Origin of the sequence: Bacillus sp. FJAT-45066 (genome assembly GCF_002335755.1) — a bacterium.
Classification (GTDB): domain Bacteria; phylum Bacillota; class Bacilli; order Bacillales; family Bacillaceae_I; genus Bacillus_CD; species Bacillus_CD alkalisoli.
The window spans coordinates 1,916,796-1,943,143 of sequence record NZ_NISQ01000001.1 but is presented as its reverse complement, the minus strand read 5'-3'; the positions used below and the strand labels follow the sequence as shown (position 1 = coordinate 1,943,143).

Annotated in this window: 28 protein-coding genes, 1 tRNA gene, 1 pseudogene and 2 riboswitches; of the genes and pseudogenes, 25 read left to right on the top strand and 5 right to left on the bottom strand. The window is 35.4% G+C overall.

Going from position 1 to position 26,348, the window contains the following annotated elements; translation table 11 throughout:
• The first annotated feature begins 261 nt into the window (after positions 1-261).
• From CDZ92_RS09895 to CDZ92_RS09870, 6 genes are all read left to right on the top strand, one after another.
• Positions 262-1,035, top strand: a complete 774-nt coding sequence (locus CDZ92_RS09895; RefSeq protein WP_096155081.1) for an ABC transporter ATP-binding protein — start codon at positions 262-264, stop codon at positions 1,033-1,035.
• Positions 1,032-1,787: an ABC transporter permease gene (locus tag CDZ92_RS09890; protein ID WP_096155080.1), complete on the top strand. Its 756-nt coding sequence runs from the start codon at positions 1,032-1,034 to the stop codon at positions 1,785-1,787. The genes CDZ92_RS09895 and CDZ92_RS09890 overlap by 4 nt, the downstream gene beginning before the upstream one ends.
• A 21-nt stretch (positions 1,788-1,808) precedes the next feature.
• Complete coding sequence (locus CDZ92_RS09885; RefSeq protein WP_096155079.1) at positions 1,809-2,798, top strand: aliphatic sulfonate ABC transporter substrate-binding protein; 990 nt, start codon at positions 1,809-1,811, stop codon at positions 2,796-2,798.
• A 61-nt stretch (positions 2,799-2,859) separates the two neighbouring features.
• On the top strand, positions 2,860-3,450 hold the full coding sequence (locus tag CDZ92_RS09880; RefSeq protein WP_096155078.1) for an SCO family protein: 591 nt from the start codon (positions 2,860-2,862) through the stop codon (positions 3,448-3,450).
• 66 nt (positions 3,451-3,516) lie between these two features.
• Positions 3,517-3,981 carry a DinB family protein gene (locus CDZ92_RS09875; protein WP_096155077.1) on the top strand — a complete coding sequence of 155 codons (465 nt, stop codon included), beginning with the start codon at positions 3,517-3,519 and terminating at the stop codon, positions 3,979-3,981.
• A 1-nt stretch (position 3,982) separates the two neighbouring features.
• On the top strand, positions 3,983-4,861 hold the full coding sequence (locus CDZ92_RS09870; protein ID WP_096155076.1) for a GNAT family N-acetyltransferase: 879 nt from the start codon (positions 3,983-3,985) through the stop codon (positions 4,859-4,861).
• A gap of 61 nt (positions 4,862-4,922) precedes the next feature.
• Here the strand turns inward: CDZ92_RS09870 and CDZ92_RS09865 are convergent, their stop codons facing one another.
• The 4 genes from CDZ92_RS09865 to CDZ92_RS09850 all read right to left on the bottom strand — a co-directional run bounded on the left by CDZ92_RS09865 (position 4,923) and on the right by CDZ92_RS09850 (position 7,373).
• Positions 4,923-5,471, bottom strand: coding sequence for an HD domain-containing protein (locus CDZ92_RS09865; RefSeq protein WP_096155075.1), 549 nt, complete (start codon positions 5,469-5,471; stop codon positions 4,923-4,925).
• Positions 5,472-5,546: 75 nt separating this feature from the next.
• Entirely contained in the window at positions 5,547-5,786 is a 240-nt protein-coding gene (locus tag CDZ92_RS09860) for a hypothetical protein (RefSeq protein WP_227521510.1), read from the bottom strand.
• Between the two features lie 302 nt (positions 5,787-6,088).
• A complete protein-coding gene (locus CDZ92_RS09855) occupies positions 6,089-6,898 on the bottom strand; it encodes a cytochrome c oxidase assembly protein (RefSeq protein ID WP_096155073.1) in 810 nt (269 codons plus the stop codon).
• A complete protein-coding gene (locus CDZ92_RS09850) occupies positions 6,888-7,373 on the bottom strand; it encodes a DUF2243 domain-containing protein (protein ID WP_096155072.1) in 486 nt (161 codons plus the stop codon). The genes CDZ92_RS09855 and CDZ92_RS09850 overlap by 11 nt, the downstream gene beginning before the upstream one ends.
• A gap of 136 nt (positions 7,374-7,509) precedes the next feature.
• On the opposite strand from CDZ92_RS09850, the gene CDZ92_RS09845 reads away from it, so the two are divergent.
• The 13 genes and pseudogenes from CDZ92_RS09845 (at position 7,510) to CDZ92_RS09785 (ending at position 17,972) form a co-directional block, all read left to right on the top strand.
• Positions 7,510-7,581: transfer RNA gene (locus tag CDZ92_RS09845), tRNA-Val, on the top strand.
• A 56-nt stretch (positions 7,582-7,637) separates the two neighbouring features.
• A pseudogene (locus tag CDZ92_RS09840) lies at positions 7,638-7,762 on the top strand (LUD domain-containing protein); the annotation flags it as partial.
• 160 nt (positions 7,763-7,922) lie between these two features.
• A complete protein-coding gene (locus CDZ92_RS09835) occupies positions 7,923-8,198 on the top strand; it encodes a hypothetical protein (protein ID WP_096155071.1) in 276 nt (91 codons plus the stop codon).
• Between the two features lie 139 nt (positions 8,199-8,337).
• A complete protein-coding gene (locus tag CDZ92_RS09830) occupies positions 8,338-8,862 on the top strand; it encodes an RNA polymerase sigma factor (protein ID WP_096155070.1) in 525 nt (174 codons plus the stop codon).
• Entirely contained in the window at positions 8,852-9,619 is a 768-nt protein-coding gene (locus CDZ92_RS09825) for a hypothetical protein (RefSeq protein WP_096155069.1), read from the top strand. Before CDZ92_RS09830 ends, CDZ92_RS09825 begins: the two co-directional genes overlap by 11 nt.
• A 218-nt stretch (positions 9,620-9,837) precedes the next feature.
• Entirely contained in the window at positions 9,838-10,194 is a 357-nt protein-coding gene (locus CDZ92_RS09820; protein ID WP_096155068.1) for a lmo0954 family membrane protein, read from the top strand.
• Positions 10,195-10,402: 208 nt separating this feature from the next.
• Positions 10,403-11,050, top strand: a complete 648-nt coding sequence (locus tag CDZ92_RS09815; RefSeq protein WP_096155067.1) for a PspA/IM30 family protein — start codon at positions 10,403-10,405, stop codon at positions 11,048-11,050.
• A 77-nt stretch (positions 11,051-11,127) separates the two neighbouring features.
• Positions 11,128-11,850: a cell wall-active antibiotics response protein LiaF gene (liaF, locus tag CDZ92_RS09810; protein WP_096155066.1), complete on the top strand. Its 723-nt coding sequence runs from the start codon at positions 11,128-11,130 to the stop codon at positions 11,848-11,850.
• Positions 11,847-12,899, top strand: coding sequence for a sensor histidine kinase (locus CDZ92_RS09805; protein WP_096155065.1), 1,053 nt, complete (start codon positions 11,847-11,849; stop codon positions 12,897-12,899). The genes liaF and CDZ92_RS09805 overlap by 4 nt, the downstream gene beginning before the upstream one ends.
• Positions 12,892-13,524, top strand: coding sequence for a response regulator transcription factor (locus tag CDZ92_RS09800; protein WP_096155064.1), 633 nt, complete (start codon positions 12,892-12,894; stop codon positions 13,522-13,524). The genes CDZ92_RS09805 and CDZ92_RS09800 overlap by 8 nt, the downstream gene beginning before the upstream one ends.
• Positions 13,525-13,600: 76 nt before the next feature.
• A riboswitch (SAM riboswitch) is annotated at positions 13,601-13,705 on the top strand.
• 343 nt (positions 13,706-14,048) lie between these two features.
• Positions 14,049-14,161: riboswitch (SAM riboswitch) on the top strand.
• A 66-nt stretch (positions 14,162-14,227) separates the two neighbouring features.
• Positions 14,228-15,559 carry an O-acetylhomoserine aminocarboxypropyltransferase/cysteine synthase family protein gene (locus CDZ92_RS09795; protein WP_096155063.1) on the top strand — a complete coding sequence of 444 codons (1,332 nt, stop codon included), beginning with the start codon at positions 14,228-14,230 and terminating at the stop codon, positions 15,557-15,559.
• Positions 15,543-16,607: a homoserine O-acetyltransferase MetX gene (gene metX, locus CDZ92_RS09790; protein ID WP_096155062.1), complete on the top strand. Its 1,065-nt coding sequence runs from the start codon at positions 15,543-15,545 to the stop codon at positions 16,605-16,607. The genes CDZ92_RS09795 and metX overlap by 17 nt, the downstream gene beginning before the upstream one ends.
• A 144-nt stretch (positions 16,608-16,751) precedes the next feature.
• Entirely contained in the window at positions 16,752-17,972 is a 1,221-nt protein-coding gene (locus CDZ92_RS09785) for a homoserine dehydrogenase (protein ID WP_096155061.1), read from the top strand.
• Between the two features lie 286 nt (positions 17,973-18,258).
• Here the strand turns inward: CDZ92_RS09785 and CDZ92_RS09780 are convergent, their stop codons facing one another.
• On the bottom strand, positions 18,259-18,645 hold the full coding sequence (locus tag CDZ92_RS09780; RefSeq protein ID WP_096155060.1) for a hypothetical protein: 387 nt from the start codon (positions 18,643-18,645) through the stop codon (positions 18,259-18,261).
• Positions 18,646-18,976: 331 nt separating this feature from the next.
• On the opposite strand from CDZ92_RS09780, the gene CDZ92_RS09775 reads away from it, so the two are divergent.
• The 6 genes from CDZ92_RS09775 (at position 18,977) to CDZ92_RS09755 (ending at position 25,587) form a co-directional block, all read left to right on the top strand.
• Positions 18,977-20,317, top strand: coding sequence for a cytochrome ubiquinol oxidase subunit I (locus tag CDZ92_RS09775; RefSeq protein ID WP_096155059.1), 1,341 nt, complete (start codon positions 18,977-18,979; stop codon positions 20,315-20,317).
• Complete coding sequence (locus tag CDZ92_RS09770) at positions 20,314-21,324, top strand: cytochrome d ubiquinol oxidase subunit II (protein ID WP_096155058.1); 1,011 nt, start codon at positions 20,314-20,316, stop codon at positions 21,322-21,324. The genes CDZ92_RS09775 and CDZ92_RS09770 overlap by 4 nt, the downstream gene beginning before the upstream one ends.
• Before the next feature lie 19 nt (positions 21,325-21,343).
• Positions 21,344-21,445, top strand: coding sequence for a cytochrome bd oxidase small subunit CydS (gene cydS, locus CDZ92_RS20600; protein WP_406564898.1), 102 nt, complete (start codon positions 21,344-21,346; stop codon positions 21,443-21,445).
• A 2-nt stretch (positions 21,446-21,447) separates the two neighbouring features.
• The gene (gene cydD, locus CDZ92_RS09765) at positions 21,448-23,142 is read left to right on the top strand and encodes a thiol reductant ABC exporter subunit CydD (protein WP_096155057.1); all 1,695 of its coding nucleotides are present in this window, start codon (positions 21,448-21,450) and stop codon (positions 23,140-23,142) included.
• A gap of 13 nt (positions 23,143-23,155) precedes the next feature.
• Positions 23,156-24,874, top strand: coding sequence for a thiol reductant ABC exporter subunit CydC (gene cydC / locus CDZ92_RS09760; protein WP_096155056.1), 1,719 nt, complete (start codon positions 23,156-23,158; stop codon positions 24,872-24,874).
• A 92-nt stretch (positions 24,875-24,966) separates the two neighbouring features.
• Complete coding sequence (locus CDZ92_RS09755) at positions 24,967-25,587, top strand: YitT family protein (protein ID WP_096155055.1); 621 nt, start codon at positions 24,967-24,969, stop codon at positions 25,585-25,587.
• The last annotated feature ends 761 nt before the right edge of the window (positions 25,588-26,348 follow it).

The window sequence follows — 26,348 nt, the reverse complement described above, 5'->3', positions numbered from 1 at the left end:
TATTAGGTGAGAAGGGTCTTGGCGGTATTGCTCAAGACCCTTTACCATTGAAATTGAGGGGAAGAGGGTCATGGGAAACGTTCTCAAGACCGTTTTCCTACTAAAAACTGAGGTGAAAAGGTCTTGGTGGCCTGTATCAAACTGAAAGAAAAAATAATCTGATTAATTGTCAATATATTGACGTATGCGACATATCGTATATAATATAATTTATAATTCCGATTAAACATATATGAATTAAATGAAGGGTGGGTGTTCCAGTTGTTTTTACAACTTTCTAATATAACGAAGCAATTTGAAAATCAAGGAAAAATACAAACCGTTCTTTCTCCGATTGATGTAACAATAGAAGAAGGGGAGTTTGTCTCTATATTAGGTCCTTCAGGATGTGGTAAATCAACGTTACTTTCTATAGTAGCAGGATTAACAAAACCAACTACTGGAGAAATCCGATTACAAGACTCGGTTATAACGAAACCAGGAAAAGATCGTGGAATGGTTTTCCAACAAGCAGCACTTTTCCCTTGGATGTCTGTAGAAGAAAACGTACTATTCGCTGTTCGAGATAGCAAAAACAAAGAGGAGAAAGTGGAGAGAGCACACCACTTTTTAAAAATGGTCCAGCTTAGCTCAAACTTAAATCAGTACCCTCATGAATTATCAGGAGGTATGCAACAAAGGGTATCAATTGCAAGAGCATTAGCAATGGACCCAACCGTCTTATTAATGGATGAACCTTTTGGAGCATTAGATGAACAAACAAGATTGCGAATGCAACAGGAATTAGAAACAATTTGGTTAGAAACGAAAAAAACAATTTTGTTTGTTACACATAGTATTTATGAATCTATTAAGCTATCCGATCGAATTTTAGTAATGGGTACTAGACCAGGTTCCATCATTGCAAATATTAAAGTAGATATAGATCGCCCACGCTTACGAACAAACGAACGTGTCGTGAATTTAGAAGGCGAGATTAGTAGTTTATTACAAAAAGAAATCGAAAAGGTTGTTCAAGAGGAGTTAAAAATATGAAAACATGGATGAAACGAGTCATTTTTTTCGTCTCGTTATTCGTAGTATGGGAAATCGCCGTGTTAATGATTGGTTGGCCACCTTACATTATGCCTAAGCCAACAGATGTTTTTCCTGCTATTTATATAGGTTTTAGAGACATGACATTAGTTCACGCTTTAGCAGCAAGTTTCCAACGGCTATTAATTGGATTGGGCCTTTCCATTTTGATTGGTACCGTTCTTGGTATTTGGTTTGCAAAGTCCAAAACGGCTGATGAAACAGTTGGTTCACTTGTTCTTGCCTTACAAAGTGTTCCGAGTATTGTTTGGTTACCACTTGCAATTACATGGTTTGGTTTTAGCGAAACAGCAATCACGTTTATCGTTACACTTGGTGGTACTTTAGTAATGACGATTAATATGAGAACAGGAATTAAAAACGTTCCTCCTCTCTATATAAAAGCAGCTTCGACAATGGGAGTATCTAGCTTTGAAATGTTTTGGAAAGTAATTTTACCTGCATCTGTCCCTTATGCAGTAACAGGTATTAGACTTGCTTGGGCATTTGCATGGCGTGCGTTAATGGCCGCTGAATTATTAAGTATGGGTCCTGGATTAGGGTATTCCCTTAAATATGCAGCTGAGTTTTCAAAAATGGACTTAGTATTCGGTATTATTATTATCATTTGTGTTATTGGTACAATTGTTGACTTTTTATTTTTCCAACGAATCGAGAAAAATGTTGCTCGTCGTTGGGGCTTAGACCAATAGAGTAGAAAAGGAGAATAAGAGATGAGAAAAAGGTTGATTCAGCTTAGTATTGTATTGTTAATTTCACTTGGGGTTTTAGCTGGTTGTGGCTCTAGTGGAGATGGAAAAGAAAAAATTATCATTGGGTACTTTCCTAATATAGATCACGTACCTGCAATGGTAGCAAAAGAAAAAGAAATGTATGAAAAGGCATTGGGGGAAGATGTAATTGTTGAATACAAAACATTCCCTGACGGTGGAGCATTTATGTCAGCGTTAAAAACTGGCGAAATTCATGGTGGATTAGTAGGACCAGGACCAGCGATGAACAACTATGCAAGTGGAGCAGACGTAAAAGTAATTGCAGGTGCTTCATCAGGTGGTACTGTTATAATTGCAAGTAAAGAAAGTGGAATTACTTCTATTGAAGGTTTAGATGGAGCTACATTTATTACACCTGGAATTGGGTGTACACATGATGTTCAGATGGAAACTTTCTTAAAAGATTTCGGCCTAACTTCTTCTCGTATTGGTGGTTCGATGCAACATGTAACTGGGAACCCTGCTCAATACGGTGGAATGTTTGAAACTGGTCGTGTTCAAGCAGCAGCGGTCCCTGAGCCATGGGCGTCTGTATTATCCATTGAATTTGGAGCTAACATCATTGTAGATAGTAATGAAATCTCTTACGGTGAAACATTACCGAACACGATTTTTGTTACAAGCGGAAAATTAATTAATGAAAAACAACATCTTGTAGAAAAGTTAATGGAAGCACATCTTCAATCTGTAAAATTCATTGAAGAAAATCCAGAAGAAGCAAAAGAAATTGCAATTAAATCTATTAAAGAAACGACAAATCATGAATTATCACGTGAAATCGTTGATAGTGCATGGGAACGTATTCGTTTCACATATGAAGTAGATGCAGAGGTTGTTCAAGAATTTGCAAACTCTTCATTCGACCTTAAGTTCTTAACAGAAAAACCAGATTTCGCAAACTTTATTGATACTAGTTTTGTGAATCGTTAACACAACAAAAAGGTGTCAGGCTATAATAGCCTTTGACACCTCTTTTGTGGGAGGATATGTAATGAAGAAAAAATGGGGACTATTTCTTTTACTAGTATTGTTAACAGCTTGCCAACAAAAAGAAGATATAAACTTAGATGATATTTTTAATATGAAGTTTGAAGTAAGAGAGCTTGAAGGTGTAAATGAACAGGGGACTACATTTCAAACAGGTGAACTTAAAGGGGAGGTTTGGTTAGCAAACTTTATCTTTACAAACTGTGATACGGTTTGTCCTCCGATGACTGCTAATATGGCACGAGTGCAACGTCATCTGAAAGAAGTTGGTTTGGAAGATGTGAGAATAGTATCTTTTAGTATTGATCCTGAGTATGATACGCCTGATAAGCTTATAGAGTATGGTAATTTATTTGATGCCGACTTTTCAAATTGGGATTTTGTTACTGGCTATACGCAACAAGAAATTGAACGATTTGCTAACATTTCTTTTTTAGTTCCAGCTGCAAAGATTGAAGGTAGTAATCAATTTACACATACTACCGCAATGTATCTTATAGACAAGGATGGATTTGCGCGAGAAAGTTATAGTGGAACTGATTTGGAAGTGGAGTTAATTGAAGAAGGTATTAAGAGAATAAAGGGAAACAAATAGAAGGAATATTATATTATTTGTAGAAACACTCATATTATTGAGTGTTTTTTATTTGGGGGAGAATTTATGGTAAGCGAAAAGGTATTATTTAATCAGCTAGTTTCATTTAGAGAAGATTTATTATTTGTATTAGAAGATGTAACAGAGGAAGAATCGGAATTAATACCAAAAGGATTTAGAAATAATATCCATTGGAATATGGGACATATTTTATTAGATCAATATATGTGGATATATTTCCAGTTAGAAGAAGAGATGCCTTACGATTACTTAGAGAAATATTTTGGCTATGGAACTACTCCTGATCACTTTTCAAATGAAACACCAACGTATTCTGAATTATTATCCTTATTAAAAGAACAGACAAACAAGATAAGAGAAACATTTTCAAATAGATTAAGTGAAAAACTTTTGAAGGTTACAGAGCTTGAAATGAGTACAGTAGGAGAAGTATTACCAAGAACTATGTATCATGAAGGATTACATATTGGAACTATTATCACAATGAAAAAGCTTATTAGAGGTATGTAACTTGAATATTCTATTTGAACAAACTCACAACTTAAATAATGAACAATTTAAAGATGTTATTCATTTACTCGAGCGATGTGAAAGCTTCGACAAAGTGGAGATTGCATCAAGTATAAACGTTTCGATGTTGGAAAATGCAGAAGAAAAACATTTATATTTTATTTTAGGATATGAGAATTTAAGATTGGTAAGTTTTCTAGGTTTGTACTCTTTTATTGATAGTGAAAAAATTGAAATCGCAGGAATGGTGCACCCTGATTTCAGACAAAAAAAGATTTTTTCAACCATGTTAAATTCAGGGCTAACTATTTGTAAAGAAAGAAACGCTAAAGAAATCTTATTTGTATGTCCTAGTAGATCAAATGCTGCAAAAGGGTTAATGAAAAAACTAGATGCACCTTACAGTTTTTCCGAATACACGATGGAACTAAAAGAATATGTTCCTATACTTGGAGAGTCTGAAATAACATTGTTGAAAGCTGAAGCGGAAGATATTGATATTGTCACGTCCTTATTGCTAGATGGCTTCGATTTTGGTGGGGACCCTGAAAGTGTAAAACCGTTAATAAGGCGTAACTTAAATAAAAGCGGATACGATTTATTTGTTGTTAAAGATGAAGAAAATGAAGTTTATGCAACTTTGACCGTTTCAGATGAAAAACAATCGTACTATATTAGTGCATTTACTGTGGCGAAGTCCAAAAGGGGACAAGGATTAGGGAGAAAAATATTACGAGAAACAGTAGAGCATATTAGAATGAGAAATAGTAAGTTAATCCGATTAGATGTAGATGTGAAAAATGAAAATGCGCTTGGTTTATATGAAGGTGTTGGATTTAGGAAAGTTAGTGGGTATGATTATTATAGTTATAAAATATAATCGTAAGCGATTTCATAAGTATGTAAATGAAAGAGGTTAATAGGACCTCTTTTATTTATGTTTAGAAAGATGATAAGTTTTGGGAATTTGCTTCTCGTGTTGGAAGATAAACATCAATGAGTTGATCTAATTTTTGAAGTTTTTCAAGGGCAGTAGATTTGTCCATCTTTTTATAGTGATGCATTCCGCCTTTTTGCTCATCAGCTTCATCAGCATGCTTCACTACTTTTTGTAATGGAGTTCGTTTAATTTGTGCTTCAGGCAAATACGAATCTGTATGCAAAAGTATGGCAACTGATATTTCTTTTGCTGCTTGTGAGTTTTCACCTAAGCGAATGAGCAATTTATGTGCACGCTCTGCACCTTTAATCGCATGAATATCATTTTCACGATATAAATCATAATCCCACTTCCCGTTACGATACCATTCATAATGACCGATATCATGTAAAAGAGCTGCTTTTGTTGCCAAATCTATATTTACGTTATATTTGAATGCTAAATGAAAGGCTTCCTCGGTCACTGCAACAGCATGTGCAATTCCTGAACGTTGCAAGTATTTTTGGGTAATTCCATGTAAAAAAATATCCGATAAAGTTACGTTTCTCACTTCAATCCCTCCTATGATGTAGTGTCATGTTCAAAAGTGTTTCTTTACAGGTTAACATATTGGAGAGGGATTTGGCTATAGGCAAAAGTTGTTATTACATAACGTGAAACTTTTTTCTTTCAAGCGTTGACAAGATAAAATATTTTCTATCTTAAATGTCCGTTTTGTTTTTCTTAGATAACAAAAGCCAATAAGGTGTGTGTCTCCAATATGAATAATACGTACTGCTCTTTGAGTTAATTCCCCATTACGAGCTTCGTAAATCATTTCAATAGGAATATTGTGATAAAAATATTTTTCTAATAACTTTTTCACGATCATCACCTCCTGCTATTATTATATGCGAACACGCGTTCTTTATGCAAGTGTCGAAAAATAAAATTATTGTCGAAAATATTAGAATATTGTTGAATTTGTGGATACATATAGAATATGATAAGTAAGTAAGGGATGACACAGATAATTTTGGAGGGAAATATGTCTGTTTTTTTATCAATGCTCCTTTTTTGGAAAAAAGGGAAAAAGCAATGCCTCTATTGCGGACAAACAACTACACATAAGCACATTTGTAAACCGTGTTCAGATAATAGGAAAGAAAAGCTAGGGTTTTAATGTAGTTAAACTCCTAGCTTATTATTTTGTATAATCGACCTTGGTCGTGTTGAATTGTACCATTGAAGACAGAGAATAAATATAATCATTGCATCAATAAGGTCACCTAAATAATACATAAGTATGGCACCGTTTTCTGTTTGAATTTGCGCTACGCCAACTGGTGGATGTGCATATATATGCTTGGATAAAATGCCATGACCAGCAAGAGCGAAAATGAACACAAGTGATCGATAATAAAATGATCTTCTATGCATAATCGGATCTATGTAAATCATGGATATGGTAAATAAATATCCAGCTAAAAATACGTGCAAATGGATTGCTACGTAAAGTACTACACTTTGATGCATCATGTAAAACAAATCTGTCGTGTAAAGGAACCATAGACCACCAACATTCAAAATACTCGTCACCACAGGGTCTGTATAAAACTTACAAATCCTACTTTTTAAGAAAGATGTGAGTTTTCGGGCCTTATCGACAGAAAGTGTTCGTAGCAACAGCTTTATTGGTGTAGAAAGAGCGATTAATAATGGTGCCAGCATACCTAGTAATAAGTGCCCGACCATGTGGTAGACAAAATCGGAGTGACTTCGTTGCGAGACTGGTCCAACAACTGCAACTAGAGCACTCAGAGATCCAAGAACAAAAAAAGTAAGTCGTTTGTAAGGCCACCGTTTATGTTTTGAATTAGAAATGATTACGGCAAGAAAATAGCCTATGAAAGCTAAGAAAAATGGAATAGCCAATATTACTTGAGTATAAGTCGTAAAAGTGTGATCTAAATGATGCAGATGTAAGTTACTGTTCATTGGCTATATTCTCACTATTTTTGTTGTAATTTGTACGATAAATAAGGATAGCACCAACGATTATCATAGCAATGGCGATTACATTCCATACGATATCGTATATAATTACGTTTTCTACGTATCGAATTTGATGGATGCGCATTATTTTATGTTGAATGATACCATCGTAAAGCTGGAATGCACCCGTTCCAAATATTACGGCACCCCACCAACGCTTTTTCCTAAAAGCATTTCTCCTTTTTAAGTCTGCGAGCATAAACAATCCCCCAATGGTGGCAAAAAAGCTAAATGCATGAAATAAGCCATCCGAAACTAATCCAATCTCCCGTGTGGATTTATCATAAAAGTGGTGCCAGTGTAGCAGTTGGTGGAATAATGTTTCATCAATAAATGCAACTAATCCTAATCCGAACAAAATTCCAGATATTACGTTACGTTTACTGTAAAGTAAGAGTGTATCGTGATTGTTTGTCATCTAAAATCTCCTTTCATATCCTTGTAAGTTTAGTTTTGCCAAAGTTTCACAAAAATAAAGGTAATGGATTAAATGACAGAATGTTGCTAATATGAGAAGTGTTGTACTATAATGAAGTTATAGTTAACAATATTGCGACTTGATAGTTCAGTGGGAGAACACTACCTTGACAGGGTAGGGGTCGGGGGTTCGAATCCCTCTCAGGTCATACCGAAACCAAGCTGTTTATAACTTGCTTGGTTTTTTAAAATTAAATAGAAAATTAAAGAAATTGCATTATGTATTAACTTTATTACGGTCCGAGTAATTCTGCAGATATTGAATTAAATTTAGTCGTAGGAGTTCATGGACCAATAAAAGCGACTTACAAAGTGGTAGATGAAATGTAAAAAATTAACTTCCTTGGTTATTTTGCCAAGATGTGGTATACTATAAAGAGAAAAAACTGACATTACTAAAGAGGACTATTTTCAAATGTGGAAAGTAGTACTCTTTTTTATTACTTATCCCTAAGCCTCTGGAAAAAAGAAGTACAGGAGGAAACACATCATGCTTGCAAAAATCAAAAAAGTTAAGCTCAGTAAGGAAGGAAAGAATCCTATCTACAAAGCGGTGTTAGAGTGCCCGGAAGGTCATCAACTCTATGTACATTTTGACTATACTCGCTCCACAAACAAGTTCTGGCCGTTAGAAGTAAATTATAATGGTGAGAACAAAGGAGTAAAACTTGCTTGGTATACAAGAAAAGTAGAAAAAACAACAGTTGAAGCTTTCTTAGAGGGCATCGCAAAGAAAATAAATAAAAAATATGCATATGATATGTAAATAGGAAAGAGAAGAGATGAAATGTCTCTTCTCTTTTTTTGCTGTTCAGGTAAAAAATTAATTAAATTATATAAAATGTGCGATAAAGGCAAGTGTTGTTCGTCTAAGTATATAAGGGAAAACGAAAGTGGTGGTTAAGATGTCTAACGAACAACAAATTTCAGATTGGTTTCAAGAATACAGTGACGACATCTATCAATTTTTATTATATAGATTAAGTTCAACAGACGTAGAAGATCATGTGCAAGAAGTTTTTATAAAAGCTTTTAGAGGAATTAAGCGATTTAAAGGAGATTCAAGCCCGAAAACGTGGCTATATTCTATAGCAAGAAATGTAGCCATCGATGAGTTAAGAAAGAAAAAACGAGAAAAGTGGAAGTATATGATTTTATTTGAGAGTAAAAGTAATGAGAAACAAAGTAGTACTGATTTAACCCCTGAGAAGCATTACTTTTTATCTGAGGAGCACAAAGAGGTAATTGCAGCAATACATACATTAAATGATGCCTATCAAGAAGTACTAATAATGAGAGGAGTGAAAGAGCTTTCGGTAGAAGAAACCGCCGAGGTATTAGGTTGGTCCGCTGCAAAAGTTCGCTCCACTCATTTTCGTGCCAAACAGGCTTTATTAGTAAGGTTAGGAGGAATTGAAGATGGAGAATAAGTTTAAAAAGTTAGATGAAAAATTAAAATCAATCCCTAAACCTACTATAAACAAAAAAAGAAAACAAAAAATGTATGAGAAAATAATTAGTACGAAAGAAGTAGTGACGGATAAAATATTAGTATTCTTGTTGTCAATTCTTTTCATCTATTTAGGGTTTAAACTGGTGAGCGGTACGTTTGATGGATATATTTTCTATCCATTGGGATTAATTTTATCTAAATTCGAGGGTCTATATACAATTTTGACTATTTTTATTTCCATACTAGCAATCATTGCTATTTTCGTCATATCCTATGTATTCGCTTATAAAGTGAGTGACTATCTATCAACTAAGAATAAAAGTTTTTCTATTAAAATAGTCTTAACTTTTCTCATTATGTTTTTTATAGCTCACAACCTAATGGCACCATATTTTTATACAGAAAATTTTTTGAAAAATCGTGCGGTACAACTTATTGAAATGCAACATGAATTGCATGATGAAGAGTTGACCGAAGAAGAATTTGAAAAAATAACCAAAAATGTATATGGTGAAAACAGATATACTAGCAAAAATAACTTAGAATTATTAGAAATAAAAGAAATCAAATTCGAGCGTCGCTATAGTAGGTTCATTTATACAGCCGAAATTACAGTAAAAGAAACACGTGACGGCCAAGAAAATATAGAAAAGTATACCTATAACTATGAGTTCTACTCAAAAAGAGGAAAGTTTTACATGAGTGGGTGGTTATATAAGGTATATAACGATTAAAAGTATGAAGCTGTTCAATCCAGATTGAAGAATTGAATAGCTTTTTTACGTTTGTGCTATAAAGACTTACCCTCCATAAGCCCCAAGTCCTATCATAAAATATAGCTCAGGCTCATTATTCCAATCATTTATAAAGGATAAGATAGAGACATGAAAAGGAAATGAAATAATCGTTTCCTTCACCCAACCCCAGAAAATAAATGAAAGGAGCAATAAAAATGAAAAAAATAGGTTTGTTTTTAATCGGCCTTATCGCCTTCTTTGTACTACTAGGAAACGTTGGTCCACTTATCGGTTTAGCAATTAGCTTAATTGTTGCGTACTACGCAGTAAAGGAATTCCTAAAAACAGAATCAACAGGCAGCAAAATAGCATGGGGAATCATCGCCTTTATCGCCATCGCCTTCACCATTTCAAACGTCCCAGCAGTGATCGCCTTAGTTGCAGCTTATGTCCTATACCTAGTCTACAAAAAGTGGAACCAAACAAAAGAAGAAACAAATCCCCCAAGTACAAAAGAAACTAGTGATCCATTCACAAACTTTGAAAAACAATGGAATTTAATGAATAAGTAGGTTTGATTTTGAGAATTGATGTTTTTTTACCTATCCAGCTGTTGATTTCCGTGCAAGGCGGAGACTCCTGCGGGAAAAGCGGGAGACGGGAGACCCCACAGACGCGAAGCGTCGAGGAGGCTCCCGACCCGCCCGCGGAAAGCGATGCCTTGCACGGAAATCAACAGCGGTCTATCACCTTACAAAAAAATAAAAGGAGAGAACACACATGACAACTTTATTTACAAGAATAAAAAACACAATAGCAGCTGATTTTCACGATGCACTGGATAAAAAGGAACAAAAAAATCCAATCGCCCTTTTAAATCAATACCTACGCGATTGCGAAAAAGAAGTAGAAAAAGTTCAAAAACTAGTCGAACGTCAACAAGTATTAAAAGATGAATTTCATAAAGAATTAAAAGAAGCAAACCACTTTGCGGAAAAAAGAAGCCATCAGGCGATGGTTGCTGAAAATGCCGGAGAAAGCGAACTAGCCGAATTTGCTACAAGGGAAAGCCTGCAATATAAAGACCGTGCTCTACAACTAGAACAATCATTACAAAATATAAAGAAAGATCTATCAGACTTAGAGCAAAAGTACGAAATGATGAAACATAAATTAAAAGATATGTACATTAAACGTATGGAGCTAATGGGCAGAGAAAACGTAGCTCGAGCAAATTACAAAATGAATAAAGTAGTAGAGTCAAATGATATAAACAGTGCGGATGCTCAATTTGACGATATGGATAACTATATGACAAGACTTGAGCACCAAGTCAACACATCTTATCTACAAAATACAATTGATGCGCGTATTGCTCAACTAGAAAAAGAACAAAAGCTAGTCAAAACAGATTCTCAAATTTCCTAAAAACTGCTATTCTAATAATAGACTATGGGGTGCTCCTGCCCCTTTTTTCGCATTTATAAAGTAAAGGAGGGGACATTATGCTGAATCGAGCAATTACAGATTACTTAAGTTACATCATTATCATCGGAGTTTTCCTATTTGTACTAGAAATTGCTTTCTTTGACAGCGGTCTTATTTTCACCCTTCTTTTTTCAGCAGCATTTATATACTTCGGTCGAATAAAATGGCACTGGTTAATCGGAAAAGTCATATTTATTATCGGTCTTATTTCTCTTATTTTAGCTATTGCTGGAATGATGACATTTAAGTTCTTAATTCTAGCTACTATTATTTATTTTATTTTTAAACTAGCACAATCTAAACAAGCACCAACGATTATTACACCGAATGTAGAAACATCAAAAGAGCAAATAGTGGAAGGTAAATTGAATCTTTTCCGTAACAAGTGGTTTGGAACCCAAAAGACACCAGATCATAGCTATACGTGGGAAGATATTAATATTCAATGTGGAGTTGGAGATACAACAATAGATTTAAGTAATACGGTATTCCCAAAGGGCGAAGCGGTCATTATTATTCGTAACATCGTAGGAAATGTCCAAGTCTCCCTTCCATATGATGTAGAAGTTAGTATTCAACACTCATCGATTGTTGGTACAACTACTATCTTTAACGAAGAAAAAAAGAGTCTGGTGAACGTTACAGCAAAATATCAAACCGAAAACTATCAAGTTGCAACAAGTAAAGTGAAAATTTTCACCTCCCTATATGTCGGAAATCTTGAGGTGAAACGTTCATGACCGTGTTGCAACGTCACATCTTTTTAGGCGCTCTTATTGCTTTTGATACGTTTATCATATTTGGTCTCATCTTTATTTTTGCATTTCCATCAATAGATTGGAGATCGTTATGGAATGTGAAAGTATTTGATCTTCCATTTATTCTATTTTCCTTATCAATTAGTATTTTACTAGGTCTTTTAGTTGGTTTAATTTCTGGTTTTTTTTGGAAAAAGCAGTTTGCAAATATACTAGAGCCTTTAACAGCATTTTCTAAAGGAAATACGTTGGAATTTAAAAAGGAGGATAGCGTTGTACAAGAAGTAGTAGCGATTCAATCCGCCCTGGAAACTGTACAAAAACAAATGAAAGAGCAAACAAAGCTATCGCAAAAATTAGCGAACGAAAAAGCAGTTGACTTTGAAAATAGAGTGCAAGAAATAGTATCACAAGAACGGAACAGACTAGCACGTGAATTACATGACTCAGTTAGTCAGCAATTATTCGGTGCATCCATGCTAATGTCTGCTATTACCGAATCAAAAGGAGAAACCAACGATAGAGAGGCAAAGCAATTAAAGTTAGTAGAGGAAATGATTCAACATTCACAACTTGAAATGCGTGCACTATTGTTACATCTTCGACCAGTTGCATTAAAAGGAAAAACACTTCAAGAAGGTACAGAAGAGTTACTGCTTGAATTAATGCAAAAAGTACCGATGAATATCACTAAAAAAATTGAAGATTTCAAAATTGATAAAGGGGTAGAAGATCACTTATTCCGTATATTACAAGAATCTTTATCCAATACTCTACGTCACTCTAAAGCTCAATCAGTAGAAGTTTTACTAATTCAACGAGATGATTGGATTATTCTTCGGGTAGTTGATGATGGTGTTGGATTTGATGTGGATACAACAAACGCAGGGTCATACGGACTTCAAAATATGCATGAACGCGCAGTGGAGATAGGCGGCACCATGAAAATAGTTAGTGTAAAAGGAAACGGTACTCGCTTGGAAGTAAAAGTACCAATGCTTGATTTAAAGGGGGAAGATGTTGGTGATTAAAGTTCTTTTTGTTGATGACCATGAAATGGTTCGAATCGGGGTATCCGCTTATTTATCAGCTCAGCAAGATATTGAAGTGATTGCAGAAGCAGACGACGGAACGGTAGCTGTAGATTTAGCACTCCAACATAAACCAGATATCATATTAATGGACCTTGTCATGAAAGAAATGGACGGCATCGAAGCGACACGTAGAATTATCGAAGCTTGGCCCGAAGCAAAAATAATCATAGTGACTAGTTTCATAGATGATGAAAAGGTGTATCCAGCCCTTGAAGCTGGTGCAACAAGCTATATGTTAAAAACGTCAAAAGCAAGTGAAATTGCCGAAGCAGTTCGCAAAACATATCACGGTCAGTCTATTCTAGAGCCTGAAGTAGCGGGAAAAATGATGAAAAAAATGCGTTCAAAGCAAGAGCACCATCCACACGAAGAACTAACAAATCGTGAAATGGAAATATTGCTACTAATGGCACAAGGAAAAACAAATCAAGAAATGGCCGACGAACTATTCATCGCCTTAAAAACAGTGAAAGTTCATGTTAGTAATATATTAGCTAAACTGCAAGTACAAGACCGTACCCAAGCTGTTATTTATGCTTTTAAGCATAAGATAGTAGAATGAATTTAGACTTTTCAGAAAATACAGTTGACATAAGTAGATTAACTTGTTAATATGAATCTTAATTTAATAGCCAAACTTCTTATTAAGAGCGGTGGAGGGACAGACCCTATGAAACCCGGCAACCTTCAGTATTGAAAAGGTGCTAAATTCTGCAGATGTATTTTCATCTGAAAGATAAGAAGAGGAAACGGTAACGTTAATCTAAACCTCTTCTTATTGAAGTGGTTTTTTGTTTTTAAGGAAAAAAATAGCGTAGTGTAGCATAAATTCGAGGAGGTGTAGCAAAAAAGTAGAGAAGTGTATCATAAGTCTGTGTAGGTGTAGCAAAAAAGTGCAAGGTGTAGCATAAGTTCGAGCAGCTGAAGCAAAAAAACTATGAAGTGTAGCATAAAATCGTATAGGTGTAGCAAAAAAGCAACAAAGTGTAGCATAAATATATTATCCAATTAGTTCTAAAACACAACAACCTTCCATACGCTATATTATTACAATCTAAAGCATTAACGAATTAAACAACTAAATAACTCTTATCAAGAGTGACGGAGGGATCAGGCCCGATGATGTCCGGCAACCTTCAAGTTATCTTTAACTTGAAAGGTGCTAATTCCTGCAGGCAATTGCGCCTGGAAGATAAGAGGAGGAAGCCCACAAACCTCTTCTTATGAAGCGGTTTTTTTATTTTATTTCTCAAGGAGGATAACTAATGACAAAAAATAATCAACCATTATCAAAAGAAACTTTATTATTACACGGAGGGCAACAACCTGATTCAACTACAGGTTCTCGTGCAGTACCTATCTACCAAACTACTTCTTATGTCTTTAACAATACAGAGCATGCACAAAACTTATTTGCTTTAAAAGAGTTCGGAAATATATACACCCGTATCGGCAATCCAACAGTAGATGTGTTAGAACAAAGGGTTGCTTTATTAGAAGGTGGAGTTGCAGCTGTAGCAACTAGTTCTGGAATGTCAGCCATTGCTTTTTCTATACTAAATATCGCACAAGCAGGAGACGAAATTATTGCCGATACAAACCTTTACGGAGGTACATATAATTTATTTGCCGTTACGCTTCCTAAATACGGAATTAACGTAAAATTTGTTGATGCAACAAATCCAGAAAACTTCCGAAGCGCTATTACGCCAAAAACGAAAGCCTTATTTGGAGAAATAATTGGGAATCCGAGCTTGAACGTTTTAGATGTAGAAGCGGTTGCAAAAATTGCTCATGAGAACAACATTCCACTCATTGTAGATAATACATTTGCGTCCCCATACAATTGTAATCCGATAAAACATGGAGCGGATATAGTTGTACACTCTGCAACAAAATGGATTGGTGGCCATGGAACAACAATTGGAGGCATTGTAGTGGATGGAGGAACATTTGATTGGAACAATTCGAAGTTTCCAGGTTTCACTGAGCCAGATGATAGTTATAACGGAATATGTTATGCCGAAACTTTTGGGAACGTAGCTTATGCAGTAAAACTGAGAGTGCAGTTACTTAGAGACATCGGTGCATGTTTAAGTCCACAAAACGCATTCTTATTATTACAAGGTCTTGAAACACTTCACTTAAGAGTGGAACGACATAATGAAAATGCAGAAAAACTAGCAAAATTTTTGAGTAGCCATTCTGGAGTTACTTGGGTCTCTTATCCGGGAATACAAAATCATCCATCACACCATTTAGCAAAAAAATACTTAACGAACGGCTATGGCTCCATTGTTATTTTTGGAATAAAAGGAGGACGTGAAGCGGGTCAAAAGCTAATTGATTCTATTAAACTATGGTCACATGTTGCAAACGTTGGGGACGCAAAGTCGTTAATTATTCATCCAGCATCCACCACACACCAACAGCTTAGCCAAGAAGATTTAAAGAAAACCGGAGTAACAGAAGACTTAATTCGTCTTTCTGTTGGAATTGAAGGAATTCACGATTTGGAAAATGATTTAGATCAAGCGCTTTTTGTTGCGACTAGTGAAACAGCGAGAGGAGCGGTTTCAGGTGACGTTACCGTATGAAAAACACTATGAAGTTAGTAAAGTCTCCATTGGAGATTTACAACTTGATTGCGGTGATATTTTGTCAAACGTCGAAGTTGCATACGAGCACGTTGGGAACTTAGAGGGAGAAGTTATTATTGTTTGCCATGCTTTATCAGGAAACCATTTATCAGTTGGATCAGAGAAAAAGCCTGGTTGGTGGAGTGGCTTTATTGGTGAAAACCTATATATCGATACAAATGAGTTTCAAATAATTACGATGAATGTCATTGGAGGTTGTGCTGGTTCTACTGGCCCAACTTCCATCAACTTAACTACGGGTGAAAAATTCAGAGCCACTTTCCCCAAAATTACGATTCGAGATATCGTTCGATCTCAATACAAGGCACTACAAAGGTTAGGTGTTTATAAAGTAAAAGCAATTGTAGGGGGCTCCCTCGGTGGAATGCAAGTTTTAGAATGGGGAATTTTGTATCCATATTTTGCTGAAAAACTTGTTCCAATGGCTGTTACTCCATTTTTTTCTGATTATGCTATTGCTTACAATCAAATTGCCCAAAAGACAATTAAGCTAGATCCTGCCTGGAAAAACGGAGAATATGAGGAAGAAGAAAGGTTACAAGGCTTAGAGATTGCAAGAATGGTTGGTCTTGTTACTTACCGTTCGGATGTTCTCTTTAATGAGCGATTTAGACGAGAGAAGAAAGAAAATACTCAATTCCAAGTAGATTCTTATTTGTCCTACCAAGGGAAAAAGTTTACGAGTAGGTTTGACGCAAACAGTTACTTAAGATTACTTGAAGTGATGAACGAGTTTGATATTGGAGAAGGAAGAAATGGCTGGAAAAATGCACTAAAAGAAATCAAATCGGAAGTATGCTTCGTTGCCTTTACAAACGACTTACTGTATACAAGTTCTGTGATAGAAGAGGCTGTAAATGAGGTTGAAAAAGGTCAATACACCTTAGTACAGACTACCTTTGGACACGATGGATTCTTAGTTGAATTCGAAAAATGGGCTGAGAAAATTAAAGAATTTGTGATAGAAAGATGCTATAAAGCTTAGTGATGAATTTTATTACAATTTTCTACTTTTTAGCTGTTGGTTGCCGTGCAAGACGGAGACTTTCGGCCCGCCCGCGGAAAGCGAAGACTTGCACGGCAATCAACAGCGGTCTATTACACAGCCAATAGGAAAGGAAGTGTTACATTGTCCACAATAAACGTGGCGTTACTCGGATTTGGAACAGTTGGAAAAGGTGTGTATAACACAATCGAGACACATCAGGTAAGGTTGCATCAAATTTATGGGAAACCAGTTAAAGTGGTTGCAATATTAGTAAAACATTTAAATAAGCATGTTTGTCCTTCTTCAGAAATCCTGCTAACTGACAATTTTAGTGAGATAGAACAAATCGATGACCTTCATATTGTAGTAGATGCAATCGTAGGAACAGAACCTGCTTTTTCGTATTGCAAAAGAGCTATTGAAAAAGGCTGCCATCTTGTTACTGCAAACAAAGAAATGTTTTCGCATTTCGGAGAAGAGTTAGTAAGACTTGCGACAAGTAAAAATGTTTCCGTTGGATTTGAAGCAACTGTTGCTGGGGGAGTTCCTGTCATTGGTGTCCTACGTCAACTATATCAAGTAAACAAGGTTGAACGGATTGAGGGTATATTAAATGGCACAACCAATTATATTTTGACAAAGATGAGAAAGGATAAAATATCTTTTGAGGAAGCTTTGAGGTTAGCGCAAGAAAAAGGATATGCAGAAGCAGATCCAACAAATGATGTGGAAGGCTATGATGCTTTTTATAAAGGAAAAATATTAAGTCAGCTAGTCTTTCATAAGAATCCTACAACGGTTGTTAGAAAAGGAATTTCTTCTATCACCTCGACTCAAATAGATATTGCAACTTCATTAAACTTGCGATTTAAACATGTTGTAACTTTGTTCCAAGAAAACAGTGAAGTTACACTTCTCGTAGAACCCATCTTAGTATCAGAATCGCACCCTTTTTATGCGACAGAAGGTGTACAAAATATAGTATCAATAGAATCAGATGTAACAGGGAAAGTACAATTTCAAGGACCGGGAGCTGGAATGTACCCTACAGCAAGTGCGGTTGTGGAAGATATAGCGAATATTAATAACGGGAAGTTTCAAACAATAAATACGTCTTTAATAGAAGAGACTAATTTTATAGAAGAGCGTTTTAGTTGGCTTGTTTTTTTCAATAAGAAGCCGAAAAATGTTCTTAATTTTGTAAATTATGTTCATCCTAATGCTCTATTAATAGAAGGGAATGAAGATGAAATAAAGTTGGCTTTTGGGAATCAAGAAGTTGTTTATTATAAGGCTGATGTGAAAGGATATGACAAAATTAAATTATTTAGTGGTGGAACGTTTAATAGTATTGTAGGGTGAAACTGCAGTAAAACCTAATATATTTCAATCTTTCCAAATAAATAAAGGAATTTGAGGATATATTACGTTTTATCAAGATATCTCAAAGATTTCACGGATATTTCAAAAAATTTCCTGATAACGTAAAGAAATCAGCTCAATAAATTCACTACCAACCATTTTTCCTCGTATATTTACACATTCCCTTGGCAACAATAGTAATACGACCATCTGACCCAAGATGAGGTAAGAGCAATCCCTAGTGCCAACCGTACTGATGACGGTAGCGGGATTGCTCTTTTCCTTTTTAATGAAGATTTAAGCGTATCGTAACTCCATAAAGTCCCTCGCTATTGTAATCCAAATACCTTCCAGATAACCCAATATTCATCACTTCTAAATAGTAACCAAGTTCATACAATTTAGTTTCTTGTTGAAAAAATAATAACTTATATTCTGGTGCAGCGATGTTCCGAGTAGCAATAGATAGTGTTTCTGCACTATCCAGTTCTCTGATAAGCTTTCTAATTAAGGCAAGATCATCCAAATACGCAACATGTTCCATAGTGTCCCATTTTACAATCTCAATCAATGTTACATCTGTTTCTGGAGAAATCAAACAAACTTGTTGTTGACATGCTACTAATGGAACAAAGAAAAGTAACAACAATAAACGTCTTGCCCATCTACGCATAAACTGACCTCCATTATATCTTCTCTATAGCATAAGTATATGACACAACTTCTGATTCTTTTCCTTAGAGACTTAGTAAATTAAGTTGGTTTTTTTATGTGTTTATTAAGGTATATGTATTAAGACGTTTCAACCATGAATTTGTTGCAGAAAGATTACTTTTTTCTAAAAATTCCATGAGAAATAGCACCTTTGTGCATTTATTCACAAAACCTTCACTTTTTTGTAACAGAATTGTTTTAAATGTGATGATTTTCACAAGCGAATAAGTTATACACTGTACATATAGTATTTTCATATGACTAAATGAGAAAGTATTGAGGTGGATTGAATGGAATCATCAGTTGAATTTAGCCGGTATTTAACAATGTTAACCCTCTCGGTACACGTGTTGTTTGCAACAGTTGGAGTAGGTGTGCCGATTTTGATCATGATTGCACATTGGCTCGGTTTAAAAAGAGATGATGAACATTATTTATTGATGGCAAAACGATGGGCGCGTGGATATGTCATAACTGTAGCGGTAGGGGTTGTAACTGGTACTGCTATAGCATTACAACTAGCGCTATTATGGCCACGTTTTATGGAATTTGCCGGTCAATTAGTTGCTCTACCATTATTTATGGAGACTTTTGCATTTTTCTTTGAAGCTATTTTCTTAGGAATTTATTTATACACATGGAACAGATTTAAAAACCCGAAGTATCACTTTTTCTTATTAGCTCCTGTTGTTTTAGGGGCAGCAATGTCAGCTCTGTTTATTACATCTGTAAATGCATTTATGAACACTCCGCAAGGATTTGTACTTGCTAATGGTGAGTTAACGAATATACAACCATTAGTGGCGATGTTTAATCCAGCAATGCCAACAAAGGTAGCGCACGTCTTAACGTCTGCGTATATGACATCCGCATTTGTCCTTGCTTCTATCGCAGCGTTCCACCTGTTACGTGGGAATAAACATGAGTACCACAGAAAAGGTCTTTCTCTTACGATGAAAGTGGGATTAATCTTTTGTATTGCGACAGCTTTAATTGGAGATTTGTCTGGAAAGTTTCTAGCAGAATATCAACCTGAAAAATTAGCAGCTGCAGAATGGCATTTTGAAACAGATGGAGAGGCACCGCTTGTTCTTTTTGGGATATTAACAGAAACAAATGAAGTAAAATATGCGATTAAAATCCCTTATGCATTAAGCTTCCTAGTACACAACAACTTTACTGGGGAAGTTATCGGGTTAAATGATATCCCTGAAGAATATCATCCACCATACGTTATCCATTATTTGTTTGATTTGATGGTATCGATAGGAATTGGGTTAACGCTTCTTTCCCTTTTATATGTAGTAGGTCTTAAACGTAATTGGAACCTGATAAAGTCGAAAGTATTTCGTATTATGTTAGTCGCATCAGGTCCATTGTCCATGTTAGCAATTCAAGCTGGTTGGTGGTTTACAGAAGTAGGTCGTCAACCGTGGATTATGAGAGGCTTTATGACAACGGCAGAAGGAGCAACAGACTCCCCATATGTTTGGGTAATGTTTATTGCCTTTGCCCTATTGTACTTTATTTTGTTGGTAGGTACAGCAGTTGTATTAACACGTATGTTTAGAAAAAATCCAGTGGAATTAGAGTTAGAAAAAGTACGTGAGAAAAGGAGTGTAGCCGTATGACAATTGAGATTCTAGGTATTTCCGTTTTATGGCTCTTTCTTTTCGGTTACGTTATCGTTGCATCAATTGATTTTGGAGCAGGCTTCTTTAATGCATCGACAATTGTAACGAAAAAAAATCATCTCGTTAACTCTGTTATTCAGCGTTACTTATCACCAGTTTGGGAGATTACGAATGTTTTTCTCGTGTTCTTTTTTGTGGGGATGATCGGATTTTTCCCAAAAACTGCTTATTACTTCGGTACAGTTTTATTAATACCGATTAGTATTTCTATCATACTTTTAGCGTTAAGAGGTAGCTATTATGCATTTGGCACGTATGGTACGAAGGGACATAAAGGATACACCCTTATGTATGGTGTGACTGGGGTTCTTATTCCGGCATCTTTAACAACTGCTTTAATTGTTTCACAAGGTGGATTTATCCGCGAAACAAGCTGGGGTGGGATTGAACTAGATTACGTCGCACTGTTCACAAGTCCGTTTGCCTGGTCTATTATTTTACTAAGTTTAGTAAGCGTCTTGTTTATTTCTGCAAGTTTCCTAGCTTACTATTCTTCCGTTGCAGAAGACGAAGGAGCACTTAAACTATTTAGAAAATACACATGGATATGGAGTTTCCCTACCATTATCACGGCATTAGGAATTATCATTGAGATGAGATGGCATAACTATTCACACTTTGAAGGCTTGCTTTCTTTATGGTGGGTATTTGCCTTATCGTTTGTATGTTTTGTCGCAAGTTTATGGTTATTGAAAAAAGCGTACTACGGAAGGTCGTTTATTTTCGTCGTATTGCAGTTTGCGTTTGCATTTTATGCGTATGGGGCTTCTCGCTACCCATATTTACTATATCCGTATTTAACAATCTATGATAGTTTTACAAACGAAACGATGGCGATGGCGCTAATAGTCGTCTTTATTTTAGGGCTTATGTTATTAATTCCTTCTTTGTATCTCGTATTTAAACTATTTATTATGAACAAACCTTATATTAAAAAAGGTTAAATTAAGGAGGAGAAGCACTATGCATAACTTTTTACTGTTTTATGCACCACTTCTTATTGTCGTGCTCGCGATGGCTCTTTCCTTTTTTGTCGCTACGAAAAGCACGAAGATTGAGGAATAGAAATGAAAAGATTACAAAGCTTGGCCCGTGCACAGAAGGGACTCTATTATAGTCTATTTGGCCTTGCCGTTGTTTTAGGAATAGTTATCATCACGCAAAGTTATTTCATTGTTTCCATTGTGGATGATCTATTTTTAAATAAGCTTAGCTTTCAGCATGTTACCCCATTGTTAATTGCTTTGCTTATCGTACTGCTTTTAAGAGCTGTCATTTCTTACTTTATCGGACGTATCGGTAATGTGATGGCAGCGTTAGTAAAAGCTTCTTATCGAAAAAAGTTGTTAGAAGCATATTCTAATCAGACAATTTTAACTTCTTATAAAGGTCAATCAGGAAAAAAGGTTAGTGTGATGCTGGATGCTGTAGATGAATTGGATGGTTTTTTCAGTAAATATATACCGCAACAAATGATTACTACGATTGTATCCGTCATTATATTAGTTGCGGTTTTTTCTCAGCATGTATATTCAGGACTCATCATTTTATTTACAGCCCCATTTATTCCGTTATTTATGATAATTATTGGAAAAGCCACACAGCAAAAGTCAGAAGAAAAACTAGATAGTTTGTCTTCTTTTTCAGGTAGATTTTTAGATACAATTCAAGGGTTAGTGAGTTTAAAGCTGTATGGGCGAACAAAGCACTATCGAGATGTTATTCAATCTAGTAGCATTCATTTTCGCGATTCTACAATGGGAATACTAAAAGTTGCCTTTACTTCTTCCTTAATGCTTGAGTTCATCTCGATGTTAAGTGTTGGGTTAGTAGCACTAGAACTTGGTTTGCGTCTAGTGGTCTTTAACTCTATCAATTTCTTCACTGCATTCTTTATTCTTCTATTAGTTCCTGAGTTTTTTCATTTATTAAAAGAACTTGGTAGTGCGTTTCACGCCGGTAGAAGTAGTAATGGAGCGGCTAATAAAATAGAAGAATCATTAGCAGAAGAAGATACTCGGGTTAGGTGGGGAGAAGAAAAGTTAGAAAAAGGGCCAATGTCTATTGAATTAGATAATGTTTCCTTTTCATACGAAAGTGAAAAATTCTCTTTACAACATATACAAGCAACTCTTCCAACTACTGGTCTTGTAACAATAGTAGGAAAGAGTGGTTCTGGAAAAACGACTTTGCTACATTGTTTAGCTGGGTTGCTAGACTGCCGAGAAGGAAGAGTTCTTCTAAATGGTGTAGATAGAAGTCTTTACAATGAAAAAGATTGGTTTGCTAATGTAAGTTACATTACACAGTCTCCATTTCTATTCTCTGGAACGGTAGCCGAAAATATCACACTAGGTCTGCAAGCAACAGGAGAAGAATTAGAAGAGGCTGCTAGGAAAGCGAATATATTAAACTTCATTCAATCCATGCCGAATGGATTTGAAACATATATTGGTGAAGGCGGAAGAGGATTATCTGGTGGGGAAAAACAAAGAATTGCTCTAGCACGTGCGTTCTTAAAGAAACCATCCATTGTTTTATTTGATGAGCCAACTTCAGGACTTGATTTAAAAACAGAGAAGATCTTACAAAAGGCGATAGAGGAGTTAGCTCAAAAAGCAATCGTTATTGCAGTTGCACATCGATTACCGACTATAGTTGAGGCAGATCACGTCTTGTTTTTAGAAAAAGGAGTTATACAAGGTCAAGGTAAACATGAAGAATTACTTCATTCATCCAAACCTTATCAGTTACTTTATTAGGAGGTGAAGTGTTTTGAAAGATTTAGGTAGTGTAGTAAAGGTAATGGTTAAAGAGAAAAGGGATATATATTTATCTATTGTCTTTGGTTTTTTAGCAGGAATAACTGCGGTAGGACTATTTGCGGCGAACGGCTACTTAATCTCCCAAGCAGCGCTTCAGCCTCCTTTATACGTATTAATTGCAATGGTTGCTGTCGTGAAGATAGGAAGCATCGTTAGAGCAACAAGTAGATATGCAGAACGATACTATTCCCATCGTGCAACATTCACTATGTTAAGTGACTTAAGAGTTTTCTTTTATGAAAAATTGGAGAAATTGCCACCAGCAGTTTTAGGAAAATATAGAAGTGGAGACCTATTAGCGCGTATAGTTGGTGACGTAGAAAACTTACAAAATTTTTTCTTGCGTGTAGTTTATCCACCAATCTTAATGGTCTTAGTGTTTTTTAGTACGATGTTATTTGTTAGCTTTTATTCTTGGCACGTCGTAGTTTTATTATTTGTAGGATTATTGTTAACTGGCTTTCTTATTCCAATCCTATTTGCTAGAAAGCAACGGACTATTAGTAATCATATTTTAGAAGAGAGAGCGAAGTTTTCTACAGAAGTAACGGAATGGTTTCAAGGGTTTAGGGAATTAACGATTCACCAAAACATAGAGATTAAAGGTGAAAAATTAACGGACCAATATAAAGGCTATATAAATGAGCAAAGAAAATCGAATGACCAAGCCAATCTAAACCATTCCATTAATTTAGCTACATCTTTTATTATATTTTGGGCTGTATTAGGATTAGGAGGATACTTGGTAGCAACTAGTCAACTTGACGGAGTCCTTTTAGCAATGATTGTCATGATTAGTTTAACGGTATTTGACCATTCGACTCCGATGGCTACTTTTCCTATATATTATGAAGAAAGTGAACGTGCTGCAGGACGATTACATTCCGTGATAAGTGAAGCTAAAGTAACTGGAGATGTTGTGGGGGAAAAACTTTCTTTCTTTAATAGTGCACCTTCTATTGAGTGGAAGAATGTGAGTGTACAATTTCCTGAACAATTTCGTGAAGTAGTGTCGGAAGTTAGTTTAACAATACGAGAGGGCACTAAAACAGCTATCGTTGGAGCGAGTGGTTCGGGGAAATCTACACTACTTCATGTGCTTTTAAAGCTACAGGAAACGAAAAGTGGCGAAGTTTGTATAGATGGAGTTCCCATTGCTGAGAAAGGTAATGATTTTATCTGGTCTAACAGTAGAGTAGTTTTGCAGGAAAACCATTTCTTTTATGGAACAATAAAGGAAAACTTGTTGTTAAAAGAAGATCTCTCAGATGATGAAGTTCAACGTGTATTAAAGGAAGTAGAATTACATCATTTCACTCCAAATGATATTGTCTTAGAAAAAGGAGAAAACTTATCTGGAGGAGAAAAGCAAAGGTTAGCTGGTGCGAGGGCTATTCTTAAACAAGGGAGACTTTGGTTATTAGATGAACCAACTTCCTCTTTAGATAGCTGGACGGAGCAGAAGTTGTATGATGCTTTATTACAATATGCTAAGGAAGATACGGTAGTGATAGTTAGCCATCGCTTAACAGGTCTCGAGAAAATGGATCAAATTGTTGTGATGGAAGAAGGAAAAGTAATCGAAGTGGGAACTTTTAAAGAACTAATGGACAAAAAAGGTTATTTTTATGAACTAAAGATGCTAGAAATGAATGTGCTAGAAATGTAAGAAAAAAGAGAAGGTAAGTTTGACTACCTTCTCTTTTTGATGTCTGTTATGCTATTTAATAGAAAATAGCTTGAATACTAGGAGATTCATGAATGAAAAAACTACATAAATTAATTATATTAACAATAGGAAGTACCGTTCAAGGCTTAGCGATGGCTTTCTTTTTGTTTCCTCATTTTATTCCATCTGGCGGTGCAGCAGGTTTTGCTGTTATCTTCAACCATGTATGGGAAGTTCCTTTTGCATGGACAATATGGTGTCTAAATGCAATTCTATTATTAATGGCAATAAAATGGTTAGGACTTGGAAGTGCGTCCTGGACAATGTTTTGTGTCTCTGTTACAGCAATCACAATTAACGTGGTTTCAATTGAAACTCTAAGTCCATTAAACTATGTGATAGTTGACCTAATTTTAGGTGCAGTATTCTTTGGAATAGGGCTAGGGATTTTATTTAGATTTGGGGCTTCTTCTGGTGGAATGGATATTTTAGCTTTAATTATATGCAAAATAAGAAATTCAAAGCCAGGTAAAACACTATTTTATATAAATGGTACAATCCTTCTAGCGACGGGGCTACTGATGGATTGGAAAATTATTTTATATGCGATTATTAGTCAATTTATAGCTACGAGAGTAGTAGATATCGTAGTACAATTTCGGTTCAAACTATATAACCGTGTTTTAGCTAAAAGGGTTGGGGCAAAAACCTAATGAAGTTCATCTAGTTTCAAAAATCTATCGAAGTTGAACTTCATAAGGTTGATAAAGTTCATCTGGCTTCAAAAATTTATCATAATTGAACTTCATAAGGTCGATGAAGTTCATCTGGCCTCAAAAATCTATCATAGTTGAACTTCATAAGGCCGATGAAGTTCATCTGGCATAAAAAATCTAACGTAGTTGAACTTCATAAGGCCGATGAAGTTCATCAGGCATAAAAAAATTATCGTAGTTGAACTTCATAAGGCCGATGAAGTTCATCTGGCATAAAAAAATTATCGTAGTTGAACTTCATAAGGTCGATGAAGTTCATCAGGCATAAAAAAATTATCGTAGTTGAACTTCATAAGGCCAATGAAGTTCATGTAGCCTCAAAAAATTATCGAGGTTGAACTTCATAAGGCTGATGAAGTTCAGCATGCCAAAAAAATTTGTTGAAGAAGTTACACTTCATCAACATTTAGTGAGTGTAAAGATTAAAAAGCTTTGAAACGTCCGGTTGTTTTAAATGGAAGAGGCCACTAGATCAATATTATTGATCTAGTGGCCTCTTTTTAGTTATTTTTCGTTTGTTTTTTCTTCATTGAACATTCTCCACTCAAACCAATTTTCAACTATGTAGAAATTCCAAGCAAAGTCTTCGTGTTATAACCTAAAAGTTACAAATAATCACTAAAAGTAAGAGTGATTAATGATAGTTTGTGATTGTTTTTGATTGAAAATGAAATATATTGATTGATTTTGATTGATTT

What these genes read in the sequence shown, in the direction of transcription:
- CDZ92_RS09850 (WP_096155072.1), bottom strand. Translation starts at nt 7,373, where the DNA reads ATGACAAACAATCACGATACACTCTTACTTTACAGTAAACGTAACGTA.
- CDZ92_RS09815 (WP_096155067.1), top strand. Translation starts at nt 10,403, where the DNA reads ATGACAACTTTATTTACAAGAATAAAAAACACAATAGCAGCTGATTTT.
- CDZ92_RS09820 (WP_096155068.1), top strand. Translation starts at nt 9,838, where the DNA reads ATGAAAAAAATAGGTTTGTTTTTAATCGGCCTTATCGCCTTCTTTGTA.
- cydD (WP_096155057.1), top strand. Translation starts at nt 21,448, where the DNA reads ATGAAAAGATTACAAAGCTTGGCCCGTGCACAGAAGGGACTCTATTAT.
- CDZ92_RS09795 (WP_096155063.1), top strand. Translation starts at nt 14,228, where the DNA reads ATGACAAAAAATAATCAACCATTATCAAAAGAAACTTTATTATTACAC.
- CDZ92_RS09825 (WP_096155069.1), top strand. Translation starts at nt 8,852, where the DNA reads ATGGAGAATAAGTTTAAAAAGTTAGATGAAAAATTAAAATCAATCCCT.
- CDZ92_RS09755 (WP_096155055.1), top strand. Translation starts at nt 24,967, where the DNA reads ATGAAAAAACTACATAAATTAATTATATTAACAATAGGAAGTACCGTT.
- liaF (WP_096155066.1), top strand. Translation starts at nt 11,128, where the DNA reads ATGCTGAATCGAGCAATTACAGATTACTTAAGTTACATCATTATCATC.
- CDZ92_RS09805 (WP_096155065.1), top strand. Translation starts at nt 11,847, where the DNA reads ATGACCGTGTTGCAACGTCACATCTTTTTAGGCGCTCTTATTGCTTTT.
- CDZ92_RS09775 (WP_096155059.1), top strand. Translation starts at nt 18,977, where the DNA reads ATGGAATCATCAGTTGAATTTAGCCGGTATTTAACAATGTTAACCCTC.
- CDZ92_RS09780 (WP_096155060.1), bottom strand. Translation starts at nt 18,645, where the DNA reads ATGCGTAGATGGGCAAGACGTTTATTGTTGTTACTTTTCTTTGTTCCA.
- CDZ92_RS09855 (WP_096155073.1), bottom strand. Translation starts at nt 6,898, where the DNA reads ATGAACAGTAACTTACATCTGCATCATTTAGATCACACTTTTACGACT.
- CDZ92_RS09885 (WP_096155079.1), top strand. Translation starts at nt 1,809, where the DNA reads ATGAGAAAAAGGTTGATTCAGCTTAGTATTGTATTGTTAATTTCACTT.
- CDZ92_RS09890 (WP_096155080.1), top strand. Translation starts at nt 1,032, where the DNA reads ATGAAAACATGGATGAAACGAGTCATTTTTTTCGTCTCGTTATTCGTA.
- CDZ92_RS09835 (WP_096155071.1), top strand. Translation starts at nt 7,923, where the DNA reads ATGCTTGCAAAAATCAAAAAAGTTAAGCTCAGTAAGGAAGGAAAGAAT.
- CDZ92_RS09880 (WP_096155078.1), top strand. Translation starts at nt 2,860, where the DNA reads ATGAAGAAAAAATGGGGACTATTTCTTTTACTAGTATTGTTAACAGCT.
- CDZ92_RS09875 (WP_096155077.1), top strand. Translation starts at nt 3,517, where the DNA reads ATGGTAAGCGAAAAGGTATTATTTAATCAGCTAGTTTCATTTAGAGAA.
- CDZ92_RS09830 (WP_096155070.1), top strand. Translation starts at nt 8,338, where the DNA reads ATGTCTAACGAACAACAAATTTCAGATTGGTTTCAAGAATACAGTGAC.
- cydS (WP_406564898.1), top strand. Translation starts at nt 21,344, where the DNA reads ATGCATAACTTTTTACTGTTTTATGCACCACTTCTTATTGTCGTGCTC.
- CDZ92_RS09770 (WP_096155058.1), top strand. Translation starts at nt 20,314, where the DNA reads ATGACAATTGAGATTCTAGGTATTTCCGTTTTATGGCTCTTTCTTTTC.